The organism is Nocardia sichangensis (assembly GCF_047200615.1).
Taxonomy (GTDB): Bacteria; Actinomycetota; Actinomycetes; order Mycobacteriales; family Mycobacteriaceae; genus Nocardia; species Nocardia sichangensis.
Genome location: NZ_JBJZOK010000004.1, coordinates 1 through 23,839 on the forward strand (window position 1 = coordinate 1; position 23,839 = coordinate 23,839).

General features: G+C 68.2%; 20 protein-coding genes and 1 pseudogene. 19 read left to right on the plus strand and 2 right to left on the minus strand.

Annotated features, from left to right (window positions below):
- The 8 genes and pseudogenes from ACL03I_RS06470 to ACL03I_RS06505 form a co-directional block, all read left to right on the plus strand.
- The coding region (locus ACL03I_RS06470) for a phosphotransferase (RefSeq protein WP_412805372.1) at positions 1-366 on the plus strand (366 nt) is incomplete at its 5' end.
- 128 nt (positions 367-494) lie between these two features.
- Positions 495-647, plus strand: a pseudogene (locus ACL03I_RS06475) (zinc-binding dehydrogenase); the annotation flags it as partial.
- A 144-nt stretch (positions 648-791) separates the two neighbouring features.
- On the plus strand, positions 792-1,433 hold the full coding sequence (locus ACL03I_RS06480) for a TetR/AcrR family transcriptional regulator (protein WP_412805591.1): 642 nt from the start codon (positions 792-794) through the stop codon (positions 1,431-1,433).
- A 605-nt stretch (positions 1,434-2,038) separates the two neighbouring features.
- The gene (locus tag ACL03I_RS06485; protein ID WP_412805373.1) at positions 2,039-2,923 is read left to right on the plus strand and encodes an SCO6745 family protein; all 885 of its coding nucleotides are present in this window, start codon (positions 2,039-2,041) and stop codon (positions 2,921-2,923) included.
- Between the two features lie 35 nt (positions 2,924-2,958).
- The gene (locus tag ACL03I_RS06490; protein ID WP_412805374.1) at positions 2,959-3,882 is read left to right on the plus strand and encodes an alpha/beta fold hydrolase; all 924 of its coding nucleotides are present in this window, start codon (positions 2,959-2,961) and stop codon (positions 3,880-3,882) included.
- A gap of 133 nt (positions 3,883-4,015) precedes the next feature.
- Positions 4,016-4,720 (plus strand): hypothetical protein, encoded by a 705-nt coding sequence (locus tag ACL03I_RS06495; protein WP_364433891.1) that lies wholly within the window; start codon positions 4,016-4,018, stop codon positions 4,718-4,720.
- A gap of 450 nt (positions 4,721-5,170) precedes the next feature.
- On the plus strand, positions 5,171-6,700 hold the full coding sequence (locus ACL03I_RS06500; RefSeq protein ID WP_412805375.1) for a long-chain-fatty-acid--CoA ligase: 1,530 nt from the start codon (positions 5,171-5,173) through the stop codon (positions 6,698-6,700).
- Positions 6,701-6,954: 254 nt separating this feature from the next.
- Entirely contained in the window at positions 6,955-7,284 is a 330-nt protein-coding gene (locus tag ACL03I_RS06505; RefSeq protein WP_412805376.1) for a TetR/AcrR family transcriptional regulator, read from the plus strand.
- A gap of 117 nt (positions 7,285-7,401) precedes the next feature.
- On the opposite strand, the gene ACL03I_RS06510 is transcribed toward ACL03I_RS06505, so the two are convergent.
- Both ACL03I_RS06510 and ACL03I_RS06515 read right to left on the minus strand, forming a co-directional pair.
- Positions 7,402-7,794 (minus strand): CSLREA domain-containing protein, encoded by a 393-nt coding sequence (locus ACL03I_RS06510; protein WP_412805377.1) that lies wholly within the window; start codon positions 7,792-7,794, stop codon positions 7,402-7,404.
- A gap of 275 nt (positions 7,795-8,069) precedes the next feature.
- Entirely contained in the window at positions 8,070-9,425 is a 1,356-nt protein-coding gene (locus tag ACL03I_RS06515; RefSeq protein WP_355074381.1) for an MFS transporter, read from the minus strand.
- A gap of 533 nt (positions 9,426-9,958) precedes the next feature.
- Here ACL03I_RS06515 and ACL03I_RS06520 point away from each other — a divergent pair.
- The 11 genes from ACL03I_RS06520 (at position 9,959) to ACL03I_RS06570 (ending at position 23,642) form a co-directional block, all read left to right on the plus strand.
- Positions 9,959-11,614: an ABC transporter substrate-binding protein gene (locus tag ACL03I_RS06520; RefSeq protein ID WP_412805378.1), complete on the plus strand. Its 1,656-nt coding sequence runs from the start codon at positions 9,959-9,961 to the stop codon at positions 11,612-11,614.
- Between the two features lie 3 nt (positions 11,615-11,617).
- Positions 11,618-12,622: an ABC transporter permease gene (locus tag ACL03I_RS06525; protein WP_356967601.1), complete on the plus strand. Its 1,005-nt coding sequence runs from the start codon at positions 11,618-11,620 to the stop codon at positions 12,620-12,622.
- Positions 12,619-13,470: an ABC transporter permease gene (locus ACL03I_RS06530; RefSeq protein ID WP_355074376.1), complete on the plus strand. Its 852-nt coding sequence runs from the start codon at positions 12,619-12,621 to the stop codon at positions 13,468-13,470. Before ACL03I_RS06525 ends, ACL03I_RS06530 begins: the two co-directional genes overlap by 4 nt.
- Positions 13,470-15,119 carry a dipeptide ABC transporter ATP-binding protein gene (locus ACL03I_RS06535; protein ID WP_412805379.1) on the plus strand — a complete coding sequence of 550 codons (1,650 nt, stop codon included), beginning with the start codon at positions 13,470-13,472 and terminating at the stop codon, positions 15,117-15,119. The genes ACL03I_RS06530 and ACL03I_RS06535 overlap by 1 nt, the downstream gene beginning before the upstream one ends.
- Before the next feature lie 94 nt (positions 15,120-15,213).
- Positions 15,214-16,119: a LysR substrate-binding domain-containing protein gene (locus tag ACL03I_RS06540; RefSeq protein WP_356967595.1), complete on the plus strand. Its 906-nt coding sequence runs from the start codon at positions 15,214-15,216 to the stop codon at positions 16,117-16,119.
- Between the two features lie 287 nt (positions 16,120-16,406).
- Positions 16,407-17,603, plus strand: a complete 1,197-nt coding sequence (locus tag ACL03I_RS06545) for an acyl-CoA dehydrogenase family protein (protein WP_412805380.1) — start codon at positions 16,407-16,409, stop codon at positions 17,601-17,603.
- Positions 17,600-18,940 carry an LLM class flavin-dependent oxidoreductase gene (locus ACL03I_RS06550; protein ID WP_412805381.1) on the plus strand — a complete coding sequence of 447 codons (1,341 nt, stop codon included), beginning with the start codon at positions 17,600-17,602 and terminating at the stop codon, positions 18,938-18,940. The genes ACL03I_RS06545 and ACL03I_RS06550 overlap by 4 nt, the downstream gene beginning before the upstream one ends.
- On the plus strand, positions 18,940-20,289 hold the full coding sequence (locus ACL03I_RS06555; protein WP_355074366.1) for an NtaA/DmoA family FMN-dependent monooxygenase: 1,350 nt from the start codon (positions 18,940-18,942) through the stop codon (positions 20,287-20,289). The genes ACL03I_RS06550 and ACL03I_RS06555 overlap by 1 nt, the downstream gene beginning before the upstream one ends.
- The gene (locus ACL03I_RS06560; RefSeq protein ID WP_355074364.1) at positions 20,286-21,326 is read left to right on the plus strand and encodes an aldo/keto reductase; all 1,041 of its coding nucleotides are present in this window, start codon (positions 20,286-20,288) and stop codon (positions 21,324-21,326) included. The genes ACL03I_RS06555 and ACL03I_RS06560 overlap by 4 nt, the downstream gene beginning before the upstream one ends.
- Entirely contained in the window at positions 21,323-22,360 is a 1,038-nt protein-coding gene (locus tag ACL03I_RS06565) for an aldo/keto reductase (RefSeq protein WP_412805382.1), read from the plus strand. Before ACL03I_RS06560 ends, ACL03I_RS06565 begins: the two co-directional genes overlap by 4 nt.
- Positions 22,361-22,421: 61 nt before the next feature.
- A complete protein-coding gene (locus ACL03I_RS06570; protein ID WP_412805383.1) occupies positions 22,422-23,642 on the plus strand; it encodes an acyl-CoA dehydrogenase family protein in 1,221 nt (406 codons plus the stop codon).
- Positions 23,643-23,839 lie beyond the last annotated feature (197 nt).

Sequence of the window (23,839 nt, forward strand, 5' to 3'; positions counted from 1 at the left end):
ATCGGCGTGCTGGACTGGGAACTGTCCACGCTCGGAGATCCGTTGGCCGACATGGGTTCTATGCTCGCCTACTGGCCCGAGCCGGGGGAGGACACGGGGGGAGACTTCCCGGTCTCCACACTCGCGGGATTCCCGAACCGGGACGAACTCGCCCGGATGTACCTCGACGAGACCGGCCGGGACCCGCAGGCGCTGAAGTTCTGGCACGCGCTCGGTCTGTGGAAGGTGGCGATCATCGCCGAAGGTGTCCTGCGCCGGGCGATGGACACCCCCGCGAACAAGGCGGCAGCCGGCACCCCGACCGTCGAGCGCATCGATGCTCTGGTCCACAAGGCCATCGTTATCGCCGATGCCGCGGGGATATGAATCCCCGGCCATCGACACTTATCAGGAGAAACTTCTATGAAGGCATGACGCGTCAACCACGCCGTGGTCGGTGATCGGGTCGTCGGCACCACCGCACTGCCAAGCGGCGCGTTCGCGGAGTACGCGCTGATGAACCAAGCGAAGACTTCGTGCAAACAGTCGAGGAGTTCACCGGCGGCCACGGCGCGGATATCGCTTTCGACCCGGTCGGCGGCGACGCCTACAGCGGGTCGACCGAGTGCATCGCCTTCGAAGGCCGGATCGTCGCGATCGGCTTCGCCCTGAACCGTGGCTCCGGCGCAATGGTCGACGTCGCCTGCGGTTCGCCGCGGCATGATCTGGCGAGCTCCGATGGTTGCGTTGCTATAACTGTTCCCATGTCACGATCGACCGCAGGGGACGAACACGAGGGCCCGCCGCCGTCCATGGCGAACTCCGCGCTGCTGCGCGAGCTTCCGGCCACCGGTCGGGGATTGCGGACGCGCTCGGCCTTGATCGCAGCTGCCCGTACGGTGTTCGAGCGTTCGGGCTACCTCGACACCCGGCTGGTCGACATCACCACAGAGGCCAAATGCTCGTCCGGCACCTTCTATACGTACTTCTCCAGCAAGGAGGAGATCTTCGCGGCTGTCCTCGAGTTGGCGCAGGAAGACATGATGCATCCAGGAATGCCGCATGTGGACCCCGACGCCGACCCTGCTGGGATCATCGAGGCGAGCAACCGGGCGTACTTCGAGGCGTACAAGCGCAATGCCAAGCTGATGGCGTTGCTCGAACAGGTCGCCAGCATCGACCCTGAGTTCCGCAAACTGCGTCGGCGGCGCGCGGAGGCGTTCGTTCGGCGAAACGCCCGCAGCATCGAGTCCCTGCAGGCGCGGGGACTCGCGGACACGGAGGTCGATCCGCTGTTGGCCTCGCGCGCACTGTCCGGGATGATCAGTCGGCTCGCGTTCGACTACTTCGTGACCGGTGAAGACACACCGGAGGATCTGAGGGTCGACCTGGACGAACTGACGCGCATCGGAACCCGGTTATGGGTCAACGCGCTGCGCATCTCTCCGCTGTGAGCCAGGCCCGTCCGAGCCGCACAAAGCACCTTTCAGGCGACCTCCGCGCTGAATGGTGCTCATCATTTCCCGCCTTTTCCGGTCATTTCTGTGTGATTTTCTGTGTCGTGTGACCGGTCGCAGGCCGGTGTGCCAGACGGTGGTACTCGAACTTTCGGCGAACGGCGAACCGTCGTCTTCGACAATATAGCTCCCGGCCCACCGGCCGGGGTCGAACCCGGCAAGGTCGTCGAAGCCCCCGTGAGCCCTGCGGGTAGGGCGACAGCCGACACCGGCGCCTCCGGGAGTTCCGCCGTTCCGGCAGGACCGTAAATGACGTCGATTTCGGATCGAGACTTGACGTAGGTCACAACTTGATGTTGAGTTCAGCTTCAATGTTCGGCCCGCCGGAGGGAGGGTCGAAGCCTAGATCCGAAACACGACGATCGAGGGAACCGCATGGCCCCACTCCTGACTGTGAACGATCTGTCTCGCGGGCTTCTGGTCGCGGGCAGGCCGCTTCGCGAGGTCGGTGTCGCACCCGCCGCAAGCGAGGGCGCCGGCCCGGTCGGCGAGCTGCGATGAGTTCCGTGACCTTTCTGCCAGTCGAATTCGAAAGAATGACGATGTCCACTGTTTCGCCGGAGACCGCCCGGCTCACCTTCCGTGCTCTCGAACTGATTCACGGGATGATCTACTTCAGCCCGCACGGGCAGGAGTGCTATGCCGAAATCGGCTTGCAGGGGCGGGCCCCGACATATTTCGCGCCCCGCTCGGCAGCGATGGGCCCGGTACCCGCGGAAGTCGCCGTCGCGACATTCTTCAACTTCAATCCGGTGGCGGTGCGCTCCGCGCTGCCCGCGGCCTGGCACACCGCCACGCCTGGGCACGTCCTGGAGGCGCGGTACGAGGCCGTCGACCGCTCGCTGCGCCAAGCATGGGGCGAGGACGTCGACGGTCCAACGGTTCGGGAGGCGGCCGATCTCGCACGCCGTGCCGCGGAACGCGCCTGCGATCGGCCTCAGGGACGTCCGCTGTTCGCCGGACACGCGCAGCTGCCGTGGCCGGACGCTCCGCACCTGGTGCTGTGGCACGCGCAGACTCTGCTGCGCGAATTCCGAGGCGACGGACACGTCGCGCTGCTGTTCACCGAAGGCCTCGATGGTATGGAGGCGCTGATCACGCATGCCGCGACGGGGGCCATCAGCGCGGAAGTCCTCCGCGTCAGCCGGTACTGGAGCGAAGAGGAGTGGGCCGCGGGCATCGAGCGGTTGCGTGCTCGCGGGTGGCTTCTGGATGGGCCCGGCCTCGCCCTCAGCGAGGAAGGGCGGCGGCGCCGGCAATCGATCGAGGACCGGACTGACCAGCTCGCCGTGTACGCATACGAAGCAATCGGATCGGAGGGGTGTTCGCGTCTAGGCGAGTTGGGCATGCCGCTGACGAAGGCGGTTGCGCAGGCCGATCTGGGTTTCCCGGCCGAGCTGATCGCCCGGTACCGGGACGGCCGGTGACCGGGGCGCCGAGGCTCGAGCAGGAGGAGGTGCGGATGACGGTCGATGTTGCGGCGTGGCAGGCGCTCGGATCTCGGCGGATCGCCACGAACGGGATCGAACTGCGGGTCGTCGATCATGGCGAGGGACCGGTGGTTGTCCTCTGCCACGGATTTCCCGAACTCGCATTCTCGTGGCGTCATCAGGTTTTCGCCCTCGCCGGGGCCGGGTATCGCGTGATCGCCCCGGATATGCGCGGCTACGGAGGTAGCTCGCGGCCGTCCGAGATCGAGGACTACGACGTATTGACGATCTGCGCCGACCTGGTGGGACTGTTGAACGCCCTCGGCGTGGAGGATGCCGTGTTCATCGGACACGACTGGGGTGCCGCCGTGGTCTGGCAGATGGCACTGGCCTATCCCGGCCGGGTGCGGGCGGTGGCTGGACTGAGCGTTCCACCGGCGCCGCGCGCGCCGGTTCCACCGCTGGGGATTCTGCGTTCCCGGCTGGGAGATTCGTTCTACATGTGCTGGTTCCAGGAGCCGGGAGTCGCGGATGCCATGCTCGCGCAAGACGTTCGATGGACACTCCTCAATAACGACACTCCCTCGCCGCAGGCGCTGGCGCTGCGGCCGAGCGGAGAACTACCGCGTCCCCCGTGGTTGTCGGAGGACGAGCTACAGGTATTCGTGGACGCGTTCGAGCACACGGGCTTCAGTGGAGGACTGAACTACTACCGGAACATGGACCGGAATTGGGAGCTCACGGCCCCGCTCGACGGTCACGTCATCACTCAGCCGTCGCTTTTCCTGACCGGTTCCAAAGATGCGGTTCGCATGTTCATGCCGGCCGAAACGATGACATCGGTCCTCGCGGATCTGCGCGAAAACATTGTGATCGCAGGCGCCGGCCATTGGATTCAGCAGGAGCGACCAGCGGAAGTCAACGAGGCGCTGGTGAAATTCCTCGATTCCATCTGATGTGGATGGAGTCGGGCGCGATGCGCGGGAGCGGTCGGAGACGGTTTCGTCGGCGGAACCGAATCGAATCGCACCCGTGCGTGTTCGCAGTCTCTCGAACGTCTGGTTCGAGGCACAAAGAAGAAGGAAAAAGATGAGGAAAACGATTGCAGCAGCGTCGCTGCTCGTCTCGACGCTCGGCATAACCGCCGGAACGGTATCGGCGGCACCGGCCGATACCGCGGCGGTCGGTTACAAGGTATCGGTCGGAGAGCGGTCATCGGTGATCGATCTCGCGGCCGGCTCGATTGCCGTCGAAGAGGGGGTGCTGAAGATCAAGGCCCCCGGCGGTGCTGTGGTGGCGGGTTCGGAATTGTCTTTCCGGGTCGATGATTTCGTCTTCCCGATCGCCGCCGATATCCGCGACCGCACTGCTACCTTGACGCCGCAGTTCGACCTCGAGCACGCCGCCTACAAGCCGGTGGCGCTGCCCTACGAAGACCAGGCTCCCTGGAAGACCCAGTACGACCGGGAACAAGCCGCTTGGGCGCGACTGTCCTCCACGATCCTCATGGGCGCGACGATCGGTACCGCCGTCGGCGGCATCGGCGGCGCGGCTGTCGGTTGCGTGCTGGGCGGGATCGCCGGGGCGACCGTCGCTTCCGCGGCGATTATCGGCTTGTTCGGAGGCTTCATTCCGGCAGCCGCCATCGGATGTGTGGGCGGAATCATGGCCCTCGGCGCGCTGGGGACGTTGGCAGGCCAGATTCTCGTCACCGCTCCGGTCGCGATCATGGCGGCAGTCCAGTACTTCACGACGATCAACCAGCCGATGCCGGCCCCGGCCCCGGCGAAGTGACGCCAACCCTGCCCAGCCGGTTTCGCCGGCTGGGCAGGGTCTGGGCTTTCATGACAGACTTCGCCGCCACGAAGCTGCCGAACCTCGGCTGGAGTGCGGACGAGGCCTCTCCGGTAGCGGTCATCGAGGCGAGCAACCGTGCCTACTTCGAGGCGTGCCCTCGAAGAGGAAACCTCGCTGGACGACCTCGTTCGAACGGCTACCCGCCTGCGGGCCGACGCGTTGAAAATCGACGAGGCCGCGAGCTGAGTGAACTGGCCGGGGACCGCGTCGTCACCGGAAATACCGGCGCAGTCCCGGTGCGACCGTTAGCGGCTGTTCTGGTCGCATCACACGGTTTCCTTGCCGATGCGGTTGTCGCAGATTTCCCTTTTGACAGTTATTGAACTTGACGCCAAGTTCAATTACGGTGCGAGGGGGATTACCAGCTAGGCCAGAAGGAGGAATCGGATGGTCAACGTCGCCGGTCCGATGTGGAAGAACGCGCTCGATCGGCCCGAGGCGATCGCGATCAGGGCGCAGGGCGAGGAATGGAGCTATGGCCGGCTGAAGGACTCGGTGGCGGCCTTCGCCGGTGCATTGCGTGCCGCCGGGATCGACAGTCGCGACCGCGTACTGCTGGTGGCCCCGAGCGTTCCCGAATTCGTTGTTGCCTACCTGGGTGCGCACCTCGTCGGCGCCATCGTCATCACCATGAACACGATGGCGACCGGAGCCGAAATCGGTTATGTCCTCGACGATTCCACGGCACGCCTGGTGATCGCGTGGCACGAGGCGACGACATCGGCCGAGACGGCCACGCGGGAGCGCGGACTCCCGCTCTGGGTGCTCGAGCCGGGCGCACAGCGTGATCGGACGGAGCCGCTGTCCGAACCCGTCGATCTCGCCCCGGATGATGTCGCGGTTCTGCTGTATACCTCCGGTACCACCGGCAAGCCGAAGGGCGTAGAGCTCACGATCGCCAACCTGCACGCCGCGTCGACGATCTTGATCGACTACCTCGGGGTGACGAGCGAGGAGCGGATGGGCACCGCGCTGCCGCTGTTCCACGTATTCGGACAGTCGGTCGTCATGAATACCGCTCTGCACCTGGGTGCGTCGCTGTCGCTGCTGTCGCGGTTCGATCCCGGCCGCATGCTCGAGATGGTGCGCGCGGACGAGATCACCCTGATGTCGGGTGTCCCGACGATGTGGAACGCGATGCTGCACGCCGGAGGGGACTTCGGGCCCGAGCAGTTCGGGAGTCTGCGGATGGCTTCGTCGGGCGGTGCCTCACTCCCGGGGGAGGTCATCCGAGCTTTTCGGGCCCGGTTCGGCTGCGAGATCATGGAAGGCTATGGGCTTACCGAATCGTCGGGAATAGCGACGTTCAACCCCGTCGGGAAGGACCCGAGGGTGGGTTCTGTGGGTCGTCCGTTGCCCGGCATGCGAATCGAAGTCCGGGACGCCTCGGGCTCGGTACTCGCTCCCGGTGAGGTAGGCGAGTTGTACCTGTCCGGTCCGACGATCATGCGGGGATACTGGAACCGGCCGGAGGCCACCGCATCCGACCTGCGCGACGGCTGGCTCGCCACCGGGGATCTCGGCAAGGTCGATGACGACGGCTATGTCTACATCATCGACCGGGCCAAGGACATGATCATCCGGGGCGGCTACAACGTCTATCCCCGTGAAGTCGAGGAAGTGTTGTACGGGCACCCCGATATCGTCGAAGCGGCGGTGATCGGTGTGCCCGACGAGCACTACGGCGAGGAGGTCGCCGCGGTGATCGCCCTGGCGCCCGGAGCGGAGCCGACACCGGATGAACTGCGGAGTTGGGCCAAGGAGCAGCTGTCGGCATACAAGGTTCCACACCTGTTCGCGTTCGTGGACCAGTTGCCGAAGGGCGCCACCGGAAAGATCCTGAAGCGGGCGATCGACTGGAAGTCGCTGCCAGGCCTGAACGATCCGGCGGACAGGGGAGCGGTTGCCCGTCGGTGAGCTGGGCGGCTTACGCCGTCGAGGTCTCCCCGCGCCTTGATGGGTGTGACGCAGGTGTCGGCAGGACAGGCCTGTCGTCCCTGCGTCACCCGGCTCGTGAAGTCTGTGCCGAGCCGTGCGCGCACTCTGATATGGAAGATGTGGGTGCGACGCAGAAAGTTGCTGGAACCGACTCTGACGACCTTGCCGCACGGGCCGCACAGCCTCGCTCGTGATCTGGTGGCGGGGTCGCAGCGTCAGCGGCTGTTGTCGGTGTGACCGTCGTTGTCGCGGATCGCGGCTATCTCACTGCGACGGTCGCAAATATCGCTGCCGCGGCGAAGGTTTCGCGCTGGACGTTCTATCAGCACTTCCCGGACAAAGAGGCGTGCTTTCTCGCCGCAGCGGAGACGGGTCGCGATCTGATGATCGATCATCTGGAGCAGGTGATGAGGCAGGTGCTCTCCGAACCGGTGGAGCCACTCGAGGCCCTCCGGCGCGGGGATCCGGGCGTATCTCACCCTGTTGCGTGGGGAACCGTCGTTTGCCCGGCTCGTTCTATTTGGAGACCGCCGTGGCCGGGTCTCGTGCATATCTGGCGGTGACCGAGGCGACCAACGAGGCCGTGCGCTGGATCTTGCGTGACGGCGGGGATTTGCTCGCGCTCGAGGACGCGGTGATGTACATCCACCGCGCATTACTCGGGCGGGTACGCCTGCCGACTAGGACACGACTCTGTAGCCTGCCCCGGTGAGCTCCCAGGAAGCGTCGTCGCTGGTGTCGCCCCCCTCGGAGACAAACCGCGCGAACGCCGTCGCGCAGTTGGCCGATGCGATACCGGAGATGTTCGCCCTGATGGCGGAGTTCCGCACGGTCGGCGCGGTGAGGTTCAGGTCTCCCGTGGTCGGATCGGCGTTGCGGCCCTGCACTTTCTGTGGGTCGGGCGGTATCGCCAAAACATAGCGGCCGACCAGCACCACGATCGTGCTGCCCGGACGGGCATTGGCCACCTGCACCGCGGCGCGCAGGGTGCAGGTACCAGAAGCCATGCGGCACAATCGGCTTCCGAGATCGGCCGCGGTTTCGTCCGCAGTGGTGTCGACCGTGATCACCACCGGCGTATCCTCACCGGGCGCGCTGTCGGCGTGGGCCGTTCCGGGGAATCCGCCTGCAGTTCCAACGGCCAGGGCTGCGATGGCAGCAGCGCCGGCCGCCGCGGCGGATGTTCTCGTCCTCATGAAAGTCTTTGATCCAATCATGAACCTGAAGTTGTAAACGCTCGCGTATAAGTCAGGTACGTGAGCGTTTACAACTTTGCAGCAGGCCAACGCCCAGTGGTGGCGTTTACGTGAATCCTGTTGGCAGTTACCCAGAGATCAGACGATGCTGATCAGGACGGCACGGAGACGGAGGCGTTCCCGCCGGCTGTCGCGGGCTGACCGGCCGACACGGTTTCCGGCAGTGCCCATGCGCAGCCGAGCGTGCACAGCGCCATGACCATGAGGAAGGCGGAGACCGACGCTGTCGAACCGGTTGCCGCCAGCAGCGCGGTCATGAGGAAGGGCGTGCCACCACTGACCAGGATGGCGGCCAGCTGGTAGGACAGCGTTATGCCGGAGTAGCGGATTCGGGGCTCGAACAGTTCCGCGAGATACGCCGCCAACGGGCCGTACACCAGCCCGGAGCCGATGCCGCTGCCGACAGTGGTTGCGATCATGATCGCCGTGAGTGAGCCGCTACCCACCAGCCAGAAGAAGGGGAATGCCCACAGCGCCATGAGCGCTGCCCCGATCAGTATCAATGGGCGGCGACCCACACGGTCGGACAGCGAGCCGGCGAGATAGATGATGGGCACTCCGATGGCCGAGGAGAGCAGAGAGACGGCCAGCAGGCTGTTGCGGGCCAGGCCGAGTTCGCGCACACCGTAATCGAGCACACCGGCGACGCTGATGTAGAAGATGGCGTTTGTTCCGAACAACAGCCCGGCGCCGAGCAGAACCCGCTTCGAGCGCGTGCGCAGTACTTCGAGAATCGGGGCCTGCGCGACCGCGGTCGAGGCCACGGCGGCTTTGGTTTGCAGCCGGCGGAACTCGGGGGAGTCCTCGATGCGGAGTTGGATGAACAGCACCACCGGGAACAGCGCGGCGCTGGCCAGGAACGGGATACGCCAACCCCAGCTCAGAAAGTCGGCACCCTTGACGTATGCGCTGACCAGAAGGAACGCGCCGGTGCCCAGTAGCAGGCCCAAGGGCACGCCCATCTGGCCGAAGGTGCCCGCTTGGCCCTTGCGGTTCGGCTTGGTGGTTTCGGTGAGCAGCAGGGTGACCCCGCCCCACTGGCCTCCTACGGCGATGCCCTGGAGGAACCGCAATGCCACCAGCAGAATCGGCGCGGCCACGCCGATCGTCTTCGAGGTGGGCAGCAGGCCGATCGTGCAGGTGGATGCGGCGACCAGGATCAGGCACGAGACCAGTGCCGGCTTGCGGCCGAAGGTGTCGCCGATGTGCCCGAAGATCAGTCCGCCCAGTGGCCGGGCGATGAAGCCCGCCCAGAAGGTGCTGAAGGACAGCAAGGTGCCCATCAGCGGCGACGCATGGGGAAAGAACAGCTTGCCGAATACCAAGGCAGCGGCTGTTCCGTAGATAAAGAAGTCGTACCATTCGATCGAACTGCCCACCAGGGCAGCGGCCATGAGGCGCCGTAATTTCTTCTGGTCCGGGCTGCCGGAATCCGAATTCGGAGTCATACCTATCTCCAGGGTGAGAAACGAACCTGATGTGACGCGGGTCACCGTCAGTGGTCGGCACGCTACTTGAAGTTGACGTCGTATTCAATAGATTCCGCGAGATTCTCGGCATGCACTCCGGCATGGGCCGGTCCGGGGTGTGATGCTCACGCGGCTGTGTGAGCGGGGAACCGGCCGGGCGCTGGACCACACGGTGATCCCGTTCCACCGTGCGGAGACCGGGCATTCCTGGTTTCACGAAAACTGAACGATTCTCGAAGACGAGCTTGGTTGTTCCGGCTACCGGCGCTGTGCAGACTGCACTGTGGATCGCCGGTGCGGTCCGCTGTCCGTCGAGCGGTGAAGGAGCGTGACCATGCGATTCGCGGTGTCCACGCGCTCGGCGGTGCGGCAGGCGTTCGCCGACTGTTGTCGCTGACGCGAAACCACTTCGCGCGCCGCCCCGGACGGTTTGTTCCCGGGGTTCTCGGCCACCACTTCGCCACCCACGGCATTCGCCGCAAGGGGACGGCCACTCGTCAGGAGTTTGTCAGATGTCATCACGCAGGTTCTCGAGGGCGGCGGCGCTCATCGCCGTCACCATCACCGCCGCGGTGCTGGCCGGATGCGCGGCGCCGGCCAACCGGGTCGCGGGCGGCGGCGACGGCGGCACGCCGGTCGCGGGCGGGACATTGCGGTTCGCGGTGCTGGACGCACCGGCCAACCTCGATCCGCATTCGGGCAGTTCCTACCCCGAATCGCTGATCACCAGCAATATCACCGACAAGCTGACCTACCAGAACCCCGAGACCGGCGCCATCGAACCGTGGCTGGCCACCTCATGGGACATCGATCCCGAGCTCACCCGATTCACCTTCCATCTGCGCGACGACGTCACCTTCAGCGACGGGTCGAAATTCACCGCGGATTCGGTGAAGGAGAACTTCGACCTGCTCGGTTTCGGCAACAAGGAACTCGGCATCGTGCCGGTGACCGCGTACTGGGTCGGCTACTCCGGCACCCGCGTGCTCGACCCGCGCACCGTCGAGGTAGCCTTCACCCGCCCGAATGCGGGCTTCCTGCAGGCGCTCTCGCTCTACTTCTCCGGCATCCTCGGGCACACCACCCTGCAGCTGCCCAAAGAGCAGCGCAGCTTGCCGCAGAATCTGGTCACCACCGGGCCTTTCACCGTCACCGAGCACGTCTACCAGCAGAAGACGGTGCTGAAGAAGCGTTCCGGGTACAACTGGGCGCCTGCCAGCCGTAAACACAACGGCGAGGCGTATCTGGACGCGGTGGAGATTTCGGTGATCCCGGAGGCCGGTGTGCGCACCGGAGCGCTACGAGCGGGCCGGGTGGACGCGATCCTGGATGTGAACAACACCGACGAGGCGCCGCTGACCCGCGAGGGCTACCGGATCGTGCCGCAGCTCATTCCCGGTCGCGACATCGCCTTCGACTTCAAGACCGACCTGTTCCCCACCAACGACCGCGCGGTGCGCGAAGCGGTCAAGCTGGCCTGGAATCGCGACGCGCTGAGCAAGACCGTGCTCACTCCGAGCTACAAGGTGTCCAGTTCGGTGCTGTCCGAACGGGTGCCGGGCTACGTCGACTTCTCCGGCACACTGAAGCAGGACCAGCGCAGGGCCGAGCAGATCCTGGAGGACGCGGGCTGGCGCAGGGGCGCCGACGGCATCCGCGTCGACCGCGACGGCCGCAGGCTGGAACTGGCGCTGATCGGCATCAACAACTTGGTGAACAACAAGCCTGCCTACGAGCTGATCCAGCAGGACCTGCGCAAGATCGGCGTCGACCTGAAGCTGAACGTGCTGCCGATCCCGGACTACCAGGCCGCCATCACCCAGCCGCAGCGCTGGAACATCCAGGTGGCCAACCAGAGCCGCGCGGACGTCGCGGTGCTCGAACAGGTGTACTCGCCGCAGTTCGGCAACATGGCCAAGCTGGCCCAGGGCGATCCGGTCTATCAGCAGGCGATCGACACGCTCGGCGCGGTCAGCAAGACCATCGACCCGCAGCGGCGGGCGGCCGCGGCCCAGGCGGCGCAACGGTTCCTGTTGGAGGACCAGGTGCTCACCGTGCCGGTGTACAACCCGGCCCAGGTCACCGCGGCGAATCCGAAGGTGCACAACGTGGGCTACGAGGCGCAGTCGCGCAACGTCTTCTACGACACCTGGATCGAGCCGAGGTAACCGATGTTCCGCTATGTGCTGGCCAAACTCGGCCAAGCGGTGTTCGTGGTGTGGGGCGCGTACACCGTGACGTTCGTGCTGCTTTACGTGCTGCCTTACGACGCGGTGGATCTGTTGTTCGACCCCACCCAGGGTGACCTCGTCACCGAGCAGGACAAGCAGAACGCGAGGGAGTACTACGGACTCGACCACGATCTGCTCGGCCAATACCTGAACCGGCTGTTCGCGGCCGCCCGCGGTGACTTCGGGGCATCCACCCGCACCGGCGAGCAGGTGTGGCCGCTGATCATGTCGGTGCTGCCGCAGACCGCGCTGCTCGCCGCCTGCGCGCTGGTCCTGGCGGTGCTGCTGGCGCTCGCGGTCACGTTGATCTCCGCCTACACGCGCGTGCGGTGGCTGAGCGGCCTGTTCGCCGCGCTGCCCGCGGCGGGTGTGTCGGTGCCGGTGTTCCTGGTGGGATCGGCGATCCTGCAGGTGTTCTCGTTCCAGCTCGGCTGGTTCCCGCCCATCGGCAACGACGGCTTCGCGGCGCTGGTGCTGCCCGCGGTGACCCTCGCCATCCCCGTCGCGGCGCCGATCGCCCAATTGCTGCTGGAGAACGTCACCGGCGGCCTGCGCTCCGGTTACGTGACCGTGTCGGTGGCCAAGGGCGCGACGCGGCTGTGGGTGCTGGTGCGCGATGTGCTGCGGAACGCGGCACTGCCCGCGCTGACCATCGCGGGCGTGACCTTCGGCAATCTACTCGCGGGCGCGGTGATCGTCGAGACGGTGTTCTCCCGCTCCGGTCTCGGCAGGCTCACCGAGACCGCGGTGCGCACCCAGGACGTGCCGCTGGTGCAGGCGGTGGTGGTGTTCGCGGCGCTGGTGTTCGTCGCGGTCAACTTCGTGGTGGATCTGCTGTATCCGCTGCTGGACCCGCGCCTGCGCAGCCGGTTGCGCCCGGCGGCGCGCAGGGCGCAGGCCCCGGCGTCCACCGCGCGGCCGAACGGGCAGGAGGTGACCGCATGAGCGCGCCGACCGCAACGGCTCGCACCGTGACCCGGTGGCCGCGGCGGCTGCTGCTGGCCGCCGCGGCCGCCCCCGGGCTGACGCTGGCCTGGCTGGTCGTCGGGGTGGTGCTGGCCTGGGCGGTGCTGCCGTCCTGGTTCACCGGGCACGACCCCCTCGAGGGCGACTCGTCGGTCAGCTTCGCCCCACCCGGCCCGGCCCATCCGTTCGGCACCGACCGGCTCGGACGCGATCTGCTGGCCCGCGCGATCTACGGCACCTCCACCACGGTGAGCGCGACGCTGCTCGCCGTCGCGCTCGGTTTCCTCATCGGCGCCGCGATCGGCCTGTTCAGCGGCTTCGTCGGCGGCCGGATCGACGCGGTGATCATGCGCTGCGTCGACGTGCTGCTGGCCATCCCCGGCCTGCTGCTGGCCATGACGGTGGTCACCGCGCTCGGCTACGGCACAGTGAACATCGCCGTCGCCGTGGGTGTTTCGGCGATCGCGGCGTTCGCCAGGGTGATGCGGGCGCAGGTGCTGAAGGTCGCCGCCTCCGACTATGTCGAGGCCGCCTACGGGTCCGGTGCGGGTTTCGGGCGGGTGGTGCTGCGGCACGTGCTGCCGAACTCGGTATCGGCGGTGCTCGCGCTGGCCGCGCTGGAGTGCGGCTCCGCCGTGCTGGCCGTGGCCGCGCTCGGTTTCCTTGGCTACGGCGCGCCGCCACCGCAGCCGGAGTGGGGTCTCGCGGTGGCCGAGGGCCGCGACTACCTGGCCACCTATCCGTGGATTTCGATCCTGCCCGGCGTGCTCATCGCCGTGGTCGTGTTGTCGGCCAACAGGATCGGCCGATCGTTGGGAGAATCGTGATGGGCGCGAACGAACCGCTGCTGCGCGTCGACGACCTGCGGGTGCGCTACCGGTCCGCGCACGGCGACGCCGTCGACGGGGTGTCCTTGGCCGTGCGCCCCGGCGAATTCGTCTCCATCGTGGGCGAATCCGGCTCGGGCAAGAGCACCACCGTGCACGCCGCGCTGCGGCTGCTGCCGGACTCGGCCCTGGTTCGAGCGCGGGCGCTGGAACTCGACGGCCAGGACGTCGCGCGGTGGCGGGAACGCAGGCTGGCGCGGCTGCGCGGCCCGTTCGTCGGATTCGTCCCGCAGGACCCGGGCACCTCGCTGAACCCGGTCAAGCGGGTGGGGACCCAGGTCGGCGAGGCGCTGCGGCTGCATCGGCGCGTCGACGGCGCCGCGGCCCGCGAGCTGGCCGTCGCGAAGCTGGAACTCGCGGGATTGTCCGATCCCGAGCGGGTGTACCGACAGTATCCGCACGAGCTGTCCGGCGGCATGAAGCAGCGGGTGCTGATCGCGATCGCCCTCGCCAACGACCCCGCCCTGCTGGTGGCCGACGAACCGACCTCGGCACTGGATGTGACGGTGCAGCAGGTCATCCTGGACCATCTGGCGCGATTGCGCGCCACACTCGGGCTCGGGGTGCTGCTGGTCACCCACGACCTGGGCGTGGCCGCCGAGCGCTCGGACCGGTTGATCGTGATGCGCGATGGGCGCATCGTCGAGGAGGGCGCGACCGCGGGCATCCTCGCCGCGCCGAGCACCGCGTACACCCGCGAGCTGGTCGCCGCAGCGCCCTCCCGGCACAGCGAACCGCTCACGCCGACCGGCGCCACGGCCCGCAGGACACCCGACCGCGGCTCGGTCGTGCTCCAGGTGCGCGCGGTGGCCAAGACCTTCGGCGGGCAGGTCCGCGCGGTGGACGACATCTCCCTGGACGTCGTCGCTGGATCGACCCACGCGGTGGTCGGCGAGTCCGGCGCGGGCAAGTCCACGCTGGCCCGGATCGCGGTGGGACTGACCGCACCGGACACCGGGGAGGTCCTGTTGCACGGCGAGCGGATCAGCGGATTGTCCCGCAGGCGGTCGCGGCCGATCCGGCGCGGGATCCAGTTCGTCTACCAGAACCCGTATTCCTCCCTGGATCCCAAGTTCGACGTCGAGACGATCATCGCGGAGCCGCTGGTATCGCTCGGGCTGCTGTCCGACCGTGCCCGGCGACGACAGCGCGTGGCCGAACTGCTGGACGCGGTGGCGCTGGACCGCTCGCACCTGCGTCGCAGGCCCGCCGAACTGTCCGGCGGGCAGCGGCAACGGGTGGCGATCGCCCGTGCCCTGGCCGCCGGACCGCGGATGCTGGTGCTGGACGAGGCGGTCTCGGCGCTGGACGTGTCGGTGCAGGCGCAGATCCTGCAATTGCTGGTCGATCTACAGCATGAGCAACGGCTCACCTACCTGTTCATCACCCACGATCTCGGCGTGGTGCGGCTGATCGCCGACGACGTCACGGTGATGCGTGGCGGGCGAATCGTGGAAACGGGTCCGGTGGCGGCCGTTTTCGCCGAGCCGTCGGCGGAATACACGCGGCTGCTGCTGGCGGCGGTCCCCGGGGCGCCCGCGCGTAAGCCGGAAACCCCTTTGCCCGTGGGCGCGCTGTCACCGACTTGATCCCGCACAGAATCGTTCTGATCGTAAGCATTTCCTCCACCGTTGCCGAGGCCGATGATCATGATCCGGAACAGGCAGCGAAAGCGAGGCAGTCGTGTACGACATCCGGCGTCTTATCCTGTTGCGGGATCTGGCCGAACGCACGACCATGACCGCGGTATCGGAGCTGCACGGCATCACGACCTCGGCGGTGTCGCAGCAGTTGCGCATCCTCGAGGACGAAGTGGGCACCGTGCTGACCCGCAGGGAGGGCCGGGTGCTGCGCCTGACCCCGGCGGGCCGGGTGCTGGTCGACCACACCTCGCGGATCATCGCCGCGCTGGAGGAGGCCGAGAGCGCGGTGGCCGCCACCGCCGAGAAGGTCACCGGGGTACTGACCCTCGCGACGTTCCGCACCGCGCAGTCGCGGCTGGCGCTGCCCGCGGCGGCGCAATTGCGCGCGGAGTACCCGAATCTGCGGGTGCGGGTGGTGGACCTGATGCCGGTGGACTCGGTGCCCGCGGTGCGGCTGCAGGAGGTGGATCTGGCCATCACCTACGCCTATTCCTTCCGCGCCCGCGACCTGCCGCTCGGCCTGAGCTCGGAATTCCTGTTCGGCGACCCGCTGGTGCTACTGGCGCCGGACGGAGTACGGGAGCGGGTCCGCCAGCACGGACTCGCGGCGGTCCGGGACGCGGACTGGATCGCCGCGCGCGACGGCGCACCGTCGATCGTCTCGGTGCTCTACGCCTGCCGCGAGGCCGGTTTCGCACCCCGCATCGAGCACCGCAGCGGCAGCTTCGCCGGAATGGCCGAGATGGTCGAGTACGGGCTGGGCGTCACGATCGTGCCGGAGATGTCGGTCGACGACGAGCACCGCCACCTGATCGCCTGCACGGTGGCCAACGGGACACGGCAGATCGGGGTCACCTACCGGCAGGCGTCGCTGGAACGTCCCGCGGTCGCGGCCGCCATCCGCGCCCTGCGCACCCTCGCCAGCCCGCAGCGATTGGCGTCGTGAACCGCGTCCGGACCGTCGAGAAAAACTAAACAATTCTCGTAGGACGACTGCCTTGTTCGCCGGTTTCGCGCTTCCGATACTGGGATCGCAGGCGGCGCGAACGAAAGGAGTCCCCGTGGCAAAGTATGAAACACGTTGGGGCACAAAACGTTCAATGCCGTTCCGCTGTCGCCGGTGACGCCGGAATTCCGTCACCGTATTCCATTCCTGGCCCTTGCGGCCACGCCTTGCGAACGAGTTTGCCGAGAAATCATGAATTGTGTGCCACCGCGCGCCGCGAGCGCGTCATGACCGAAAAATTGCCAACGACCGCCGATCCCACGCCGACCGGCCTGGACGAGCACGCGCTGACCGGCGTGCTGGCCACGATCGCCGCGCGCGCCGAGGAACACGACCGGGCCGGGACCTTCCCGTTCGCGGCGTTCGAGGCGCTGCACGCCATCGGCGCGCCCGCCTTGACCGTCCCGGTCGCCTACGGCGGGCGCGGCGCGGGCATCGCCGAAGCGGTGGAACTCATCGAGCGGGTGGGCGCCGCCGACCCCTCGGTCGGCCTGATCCTGCAATGGAACTTCACGAACCACCTCGGCATGCTCCACCCGGACAGCCCGTGGCCGGGTGAGTTGAAGGAGCTGGTGCTGCGGTCGGCCGCCGCCGACGGCGCGCTGATCAACGGTCTCGCGGTGGAGCGCGAACTCGGCAGCCTGGCGCGCGGCGGCGTGCCCGCGACCACCGCGACCCGGCTGCCGTCGGGCGACTGGCGCATCGACGGCGAGAAAGCCTACGCCACCGGCATTTCCGGTCTGACCTGGTTCACCGTGACGACCAGCACCGCGGAGCCGCAGCCGCGCATCGCGACCTTCCTGCTGGACCGGTCGGTGACCGGCTGGCGAGTGGAGCGTACGTGGAACCACCTCGGCCTGCGGGCCTCCGACACCCAGTCGGTGATCTTCGATGCTGCCGTTGTGCCGCAGGCCCGGCTCGTCGACCTGCGCGATCCCTCCACCGGCACGGCGAAGGTGCGCCGCGCGGGCCGCCAGGCGCTGCCGCTGCTGCTGGCCGCCAACTACAACGGCGTCGCGGTCGCCGCCCGCGACTGGCTGGTGCGCTACCTGCACACCAGGGTGCCGACCGCGCTGGGCGCCTCCCTGGCCACCGTGCCGCGCTTCCACGACCGCGTCGGGGAGATCGAGGCGTGGATCCAGACCAGCCGGGCGCTGCTGCGCCACGCGGTCGCCAGCCTGGCCTGCGAACCGGCGGGCGCGCTGCCCGCGCTGGCCAAACATGTCGCGACCACTACCGCCATCCGGGTCACCGAGTCCGCGCTCGACTTGACCGGGAACCCGGGGCTGGATCGCCGCAACCCCCTCGAACGCCACCACCGCGACGCCCTGGTGGGGCGAATCCATTTCCCGCAGAGCGATTTCGTGCTGGCCGACCTGGGTCGCACGGCGCTGGCGGCGGCCCGAGCAGTGGAGCGACCATGAGCCGACGGCAAGTGCACCTGAACGTCAATATCCTCAACGCCGGCGTCTTCGGCGGCTCCTGGCGTTTCCCGGGGACGGACCCGGTGGCGAGCTTCGGGCTCGACCATTACGTGCGGATCGCCCGGCGGGCCGAGGAGGCCCGGTTCGACGCCGTCTTCCTCGCCGACGGCCCTGCCATCCGGGAGGACATCCGATACCGGCCGTTCAACAGCTTGGAGCCCTCGGTGATCCTGGCCGCGGTGGCCGCGGCCACCAGCCGCATCGGGTTGATCGCCACGCTCTCCTCGAGCTACAACCACCCCTACGACGTGGCCCGCCGCTTCGCTTCGCTCGACCTGCTCAGCGGGGGCCGCTCCGGCTGGAACGTGGTGACCACCGCGGGAGCGGACGCCGCCCGCAACTTCGGGTTCGACGAGGAACCCGAGCACGGGGCCCGCTACCAGCGCGCCGCGGAGTTCGTCGCCGTGGTGCGCGCGTTGTGGAACAGCTGGGAGCCCGGCGCTTTGGTCGGCGACAAGTCCGCGCACCGCTTCGCCGATCCGGACAAGATCCATCCCGTCGATCATCGCGGCACGCATTTCCGGGTGGCCGGTCCGCTCAACGTGCCGCGGTCCCCGCAGGGCGAACCCGTGGTGGTGCAGGCGGGCGCGTCCAGCGACGGCCGCGGGCTGGCCGCCAGGGTCGGCGAGGTGATCTTCACGGCGGCGCAGACCGAGCAGGAGGCCGGTGAGTACTACCGCGACGTGAAATCGCGCGCGGTGGCGCTGGGCCGCCGCGCGGAGGACGTGCTGATCCTGCCGGGTCTGTCGACGGTGCTCGGCTCGACCGAGCGGGAGGCCGCGCAGCGACGGGAGCTGCTCGACGAACTGGTACCGCCGGACTACGCGCTGAACCGGCTGGCCGCCCAGCTCGGCGTGGACCGTGAAGCACTGCGGCTGGATGCGCCGCTGCCGTGGCACCTGCTGCCCGAGCCGGACCGGGCCGGCGGCTCGCAAACTTTCTACAAGATCGCGCTCGGGCTGGCTCGCCGGGACAACCTCACCGTGCGCCAATTGCTGCGCGAGCTCGGCGGCGGCGCGGGCCACCGCATCGTCACCGGCACACCGGAACAGATCGCCGACGCGATCGTCGACTGGGTGGACAAAGGCATCGCCGACGGCTTCAACCTGATGCCCGACGTGCTGCCGGACGGATTCGACGATTTCGTCGACGGCGTGGTGCCCATTCTGCGGCGGCGCGGCGTGCTGCGCACCGAGTACGAGACCACCACACTGCGTGGGCATCTCGGGTTGCCCGTCCCCGGACACACCCGCCCCCACGCGGAAGGAGCCGCCTGATGACCCGCACCCTGCACTTCTTCGTCAACGTCGGCAGCTCCGGCTACCACCCCGCGGCTTGGCGCGAGCCCGGCCTGCCCGCCGACGCGTTCATCCGGCTCGAGCACTATCAGCACGTGGCCACCGTCGCCGAGCGCGGCGCGCTGGACGGACTGCTGTTCCCGGACATTCCCGTGCAGCAGCCGGGCATCGCCCGCGCCCCCGCCGCGACGCTCGACCCGATCCTGGTGACCTCGGCGCTGGCCGTATCGACCGAACGGATCGGGCTGATCCCGACGGCGACCACATCGCTGAACCTGCCCTACAACCTCGCCAGGCGCATCCTCTCGCTCGACCACGCCAGCGGCGGACGGGCGGGCTGGAACGTCGTCACCACGTTCGAACCGAACGCCGCCCGCAATTTCGGCATCGAGTCCCTGCCCGAGCGCGACGAGCGTTACCGGCGGGCCGCGGAATTCGTGGAGTTGACCCAGAAGCTCTGGGACAGCTGGGAAGCCGACGCCGTCATCGGGGATCAGGCGGGTGGCCGCTTCGCCGACCCGGACAAGGTGCACGCGGTGGACCACCGCGGCGAGTTCTACGCCGTCGCCGGTCCGCTGAACGTCACCAGGTCGCCGCAAGGACGTCCGGTGCTGGTGCAGGCCGGCGCGTCGCCGCAGGGCAAGGCGTTCGCGGCCGCGCACGCCGAGGCGATCTACACGACCCAGTTGAGCGCGACCGCGGCCAGGGAATTCGTCACCGGGGTACGGAGCGCTGCCGCTGCCGCGGGCCGGGACCCGCGGGCCATCCGGATTCTCCCGGGACTGGTGCCGGTGCTCGGCGCGACCGAAGCGCAGGCACGCGAACGCTTCGACGCGCTGCAAGAGCGGTTGCCCGCGGACAGCGCGCCGGTACGCGCACTGGCCCGCTGGCTCGGCTACCCCGACGAAGAGCTGGATCTGGACGCGCCGCTGCCCGCGCGGCTGACCGCGCTGCCCGATGGTCGCATCGGCCCGCAGGGCTTCTTCGAATCGCTGACCCGCTACGCCACCGAGACCGGTCACACGGTGCGCAGGTTGCTGACCGAGTTCCTCGGCGGGCACCGGGTGGTCGCGGGCACCCCCGTCGCGGTGGCCGACCACATCGAGCGGTGGTTCCGCGAGACCGGCGTCGACGGTTTCACCATCATCCCGGCCGTGCTGCCGAGCTATCTGGAGGAGTTCGTCGATCAGGTGATCCCGGAACTGCGCGCCCGTGGCCTGTTCCGGGAGGGCTACGAGCACACCACCTTGCGCGGCCATCTCGGCCTCGCCGAACCGGCGAATTCCTTCGGCCGTACGCACTACGAGAAAGTGACCACCCCACGATGACACTCCGCTATCTCGGCCGCACCGGTGTGCTGGTCAGCCCGCTCACCCTGGGCGCCATGAATTTCGGCGCCTGGGCCAACCGCGACCACGACGACGCCGCGCGCATCATCCACCGCGCGCTCGACGCGGGCATCAACGTCGTCGACACCGCCGACGTCTACTCCCAGGGCGAAAACGAGGAGATCGTCGGCAAGGCCCTCGCGGGCCGCCGCGACGAAGTCGTGCTCGCCAGTAAATTCCACGGGCAGATCGGCGCCGACCCGAACTCGCGCGGCAACTCCCGCCGCTGGATCATCCGCGCCGTCGAGGACAGCCTGCGCCGGTTGAACACCGACCATCTCGACCTCTACCAGGTGCACCGCCCCGACCCGGACGTGCCGCTGGAGGAGACGCTGCGCGCCCTGCACGACTTGGTCGCCGCGGGCAAGATCCGCTACTACGGCACCACCACCTTCGAACCGCACCAACTGGTGGAGGTGCAGTGGGTGGCCGAGGACCGCAATCTGACCCGCCCGGTCAGCGAACAGCCGCCGTATTCGATCCTGGCGCGCGCGGCGGAGCGGGCCACGCTGCCGATCGCTCAGAAGTACGGGCTCGGGGTGCTCACCTGGAGCCCGCTGGCCGGTGGCTGGCTGTCGGGGCGATACCGGCCTGGGACGGACGCGCAGCCGTCGAGCAGGCTCACCAGGCAACCGCATCGGCACGATCCCGCGCTGGCGGCCAACCAGCGCAAGCGCGCAGCCGCCGAGGAACTGGCGAAGCTGGCCGACGACGCGGGACTCTCACTGGTGCACGTGGCGCTGGCGTTCGTCCTCCAGCATCCCGCGGTGAGCAGCGTCATCATCGGGCCGCGCACCCTCGAGCAGTTGGAGGGACAGCTCGGCGCGGTGGACGTCCGGCTCGACGCCGCGGTGCTCGACCGCATCGACGAGATCGTCGCACCCGGCCTGACCATCAGCCCCGCCGACGAAGGCTATCTGCCGCCTTCGCTCACCGACTCCGCCACCCGCCGCATCGTCCGAGGAGCCCACTCATGAGCCTGTCCGATCTGCGTGTCCTCGGCCGCACCGGGGTGCGGGTCAGCCCGTTGGCCCTCGGCGCCATGAACTTCGGCGCCCGCGGCCGCACCACGCACGAGGAGGCGATCGCGGTGATCCACCGCGCGCTGGACGCGGGCATCAACATCGTCGACACCGCCGACACCTACTCGCGCGGCGAATCGGAGACCATCGTCGGCAAAGCGCTGCGCGGCCGGCGCGACGAGGTGATCCTGGCCAGTAAGTTCCACAACGCCGTCGACGACGACCTCACCCACCGCGGCAACTCGCGGCGCTGGATCGCCCGCGCCGTCGAGGACTCGCTGCGCAGACTCGGCACCGATCATCTCGACCTCTATCAGGTGCACCGGCCCGAATCGGTCACCGCGATCGAGGAAACCGTCGCAGCGCTGGATGATCTGGTCCGCGCCGGCAAGATCCGCTACTACGGCACCTCCGTGTTCTCGCCCGGCGAGTTGATCGAGACCCAGTGGGCGGCCGATCGGCGCAAGCTGAATCGGCCTGCCACCGAGCAGGTTCCGTATTCGCTGCTGGTGCGCGGCATCGAACGCGAGACGCTGCCGATCGCGCGTCGGTACCGGCTCGGCGTGCTCACCTACGGTCCGCTGGCGGCGGGCTGGCTGTCCGGCAAGTACCGCGCGGGCGCGGCGCAACCCGAGTCCTACCGCGCCGACCTGATCGCGGGTCGTTTCGACATCGCCGCCCCGGCCAACGCCGCCAAGCTCGCCGCGGCCGAAGCGCTGGCGGTGCTGGCCGAGGAATCCGGGCTCACCCTGGTGCAACTCGCGGTGGGCTTCGTCCTGTCGCACCCGGATGTCAGCGCCGCGATCATCGGCCCGCGCACCGCCGAGCACCTCGACGCCTACCTCGGCGCGGCCGCGGTGACGCTGAGCGCGGACGTGCTCGATCGCATCGATGAGATCGTCGCTCCCGGAATTGTTTTCAGCGATCGCGACACCGGAGCGATCCCGCCCGCGCTGGCCGACCCGGCGTTGCGGCGCAGCGTCGCCTGAGCGCCCCGCGCCGAATCCGTCCTTCGCCGGTGGCGCACCGGCCCCTACTCCAGGAGTTCCGATGACCAGCATCGATACCGCCGCGGCCACCATCGCGCGCCCCGGTTCCCCCGAGATCGCTGCCTTCGTCGCCGAGGTGACCGCGGACGCGGCGCGCCGACGCGCCGAGGGCGGCGACGAGCCACCGCACGCGGCGATCGCGGCGGCCAAACGGCTGCGTCTCGGCGCGGTCCGGGTACCCGCCGATCTGGGCGGCGGGGGCTGGCGGATCTCGGAGCTGTTCGATCTGCTGATCGACCTGGCCGAGGCGGACCCCGACGTCCCGCACATCCTGCGCATCCACTTCGGCTTCGTGGAGGAATTGTTCCGGTTGCCCCGCACCGGCAAGAAGGCGGCCTGGATCCCGGAAGTGCTGGCGGGCAAGCTCTTCGGCGGAGCGCTAACCGAATTGAGCAATCGTTCCGCGGGCAGCTGGACCTACGACAGCACTTTGACGCCAGCACCCGGCGGGGGCTACCTGCTCAACGGGCGCAAGTTCTACAGCACGGGCGCGCTGTATTCCGACTACGTGCGCATCAGCGCTGAGGTGCCCGGACAAGGCCTGCTCACCGCCGTGGTCCCCGCCGACCGGGCCGGCGTCGCCCATCTCGACGACTGGGACGGCATCGGCCAGCGGCACACCGGCAGCGGCACCACGGTGCTCACCGACGTGGCGGTGGCCGAGTCGGAGACGCTGCCGTGGCGCGGTTCGGATTCCGGCGTGCCGCCGCGTCAGGCGTTCCCGCAGTTGTACCTGCACGCCATAGCCGCGGGCATCCTGCGGTCCGCGGCCGCCGACGCCGCCGAGCTGGTGCGCACCCGCAGGCGGAACTTCGTGTTCGCCAATACCGAAGAGCCCCGCCACGATCCGCAACTGCTCGAGATCATCGGCACGATCTCCGCCACGGCCTTCGCCGCCGAATCGCTGGTGCGCGCCGCCGCGCTGGCGCAGGATCGCGCCTTCGACGCCGCCCGCGCCACCGGGATCGACGCGGACCTCGAACACGACGCGGCGGTGCTGGCCGCCAAAGCCAAGGTCGCCATCGAGGAGCCCGCACTGCGGGCGGCGGGGCGCATCTTCGATGTCGGCGGCGCCTCGGCCACCCGCGCCTCCGCACAGTACGACCGGCACTGGCGCAACCTGCGCACCCTGTTCTCCCACAACCCTGCGGTGTACAAGGCCCGCGCGCTGGGCGACCTCCTGGTCAACGACACCCCGCTGCCCGAAGCGGGTCACTTCTGAGGCCGGAGTCATCGCTCGGAAACATCAATACGGCATGCAACGCCGAAGCTGCGCGCGACGGCTGGGTGCACACGGGTGACATCGGCAGGCTCGACGAGCACGGCTTCCGCTGCGTCGTCGACCGTAAGACGAACTGATCGTCAGCGGTGGCTTCAACAGCTGCCATCGGTGCGGTCTCGCGTTCGGACCGCACTCTC

Coding starts and splice junctions, on each gene's coding strand:
- ACL03I_RS06485 (WP_412805373.1), top strand. CDS start 2,039: ATGTCCACTGTTTCGCCGGAGACCGCCCGGCTCACCTTCCGTGCTCTC.
- ACL03I_RS06495 (WP_364433891.1), top strand. CDS start 4,016: ATGAGGAAAACGATTGCAGCAGCGTCGCTGCTCGTCTCGACGCTCGGC.
- ACL03I_RS06515 (WP_355074381.1), bottom strand. CDS start 9,425: ATGACTCCGAATTCGGATTCCGGCAGCCCGGACCAGAAGAAATTACGG.
- ACL03I_RS06565 (WP_412805382.1), top strand. CDS start 21,323: ATGAGCCTGTCCGATCTGCGTGTCCTCGGCCGCACCGGGGTGCGGGTC.
- ACL03I_RS06480 (WP_412805591.1), top strand. CDS start 792: ATGGCGAACTCCGCGCTGCTGCGCGAGCTTCCGGCCACCGGTCGGGGA.
- ACL03I_RS06545 (WP_412805380.1), top strand. CDS start 16,407: ATGACCGAAAAATTGCCAACGACCGCCGATCCCACGCCGACCGGCCTG.
- ACL03I_RS06550 (WP_412805381.1), top strand. CDS start 17,600: ATGAGCCGACGGCAAGTGCACCTGAACGTCAATATCCTCAACGCCGGC.
- ACL03I_RS06520 (WP_412805378.1), top strand. CDS start 9,959: ATGTCATCACGCAGGTTCTCGAGGGCGGCGGCGCTCATCGCCGTCACC.
- ACL03I_RS06560 (WP_355074364.1), top strand. CDS start 20,286: ATGACACTCCGCTATCTCGGCCGCACCGGTGTGCTGGTCAGCCCGCTC.
- ACL03I_RS06555 (WP_355074366.1), top strand. CDS start 18,940: ATGACCCGCACCCTGCACTTCTTCGTCAACGTCGGCAGCTCCGGCTAC.
- ACL03I_RS06535 (WP_412805379.1), top strand. CDS start 13,470: ATGGGCGCGAACGAACCGCTGCTGCGCGTCGACGACCTGCGGGTGCGC.
- ACL03I_RS06570 (WP_412805383.1), top strand. CDS start 22,422: ATGACCAGCATCGATACCGCCGCGGCCACCATCGCGCGCCCCGGTTCC.
- ACL03I_RS06525 (WP_356967601.1), top strand. CDS start 11,618: ATGTTCCGCTATGTGCTGGCCAAACTCGGCCAAGCGGTGTTCGTGGTG.
- ACL03I_RS06530 (WP_355074376.1), top strand. CDS start 12,619: ATGAGCGCGCCGACCGCAACGGCTCGCACCGTGACCCGGTGGCCGCGG.
- ACL03I_RS06490 (WP_412805374.1), top strand. CDS start 2,959: ATGACGGTCGATGTTGCGGCGTGGCAGGCGCTCGGATCTCGGCGGATC.
- ACL03I_RS06500 (WP_412805375.1), top strand. CDS start 5,171: ATGGTCAACGTCGCCGGTCCGATGTGGAAGAACGCGCTCGATCGGCCC.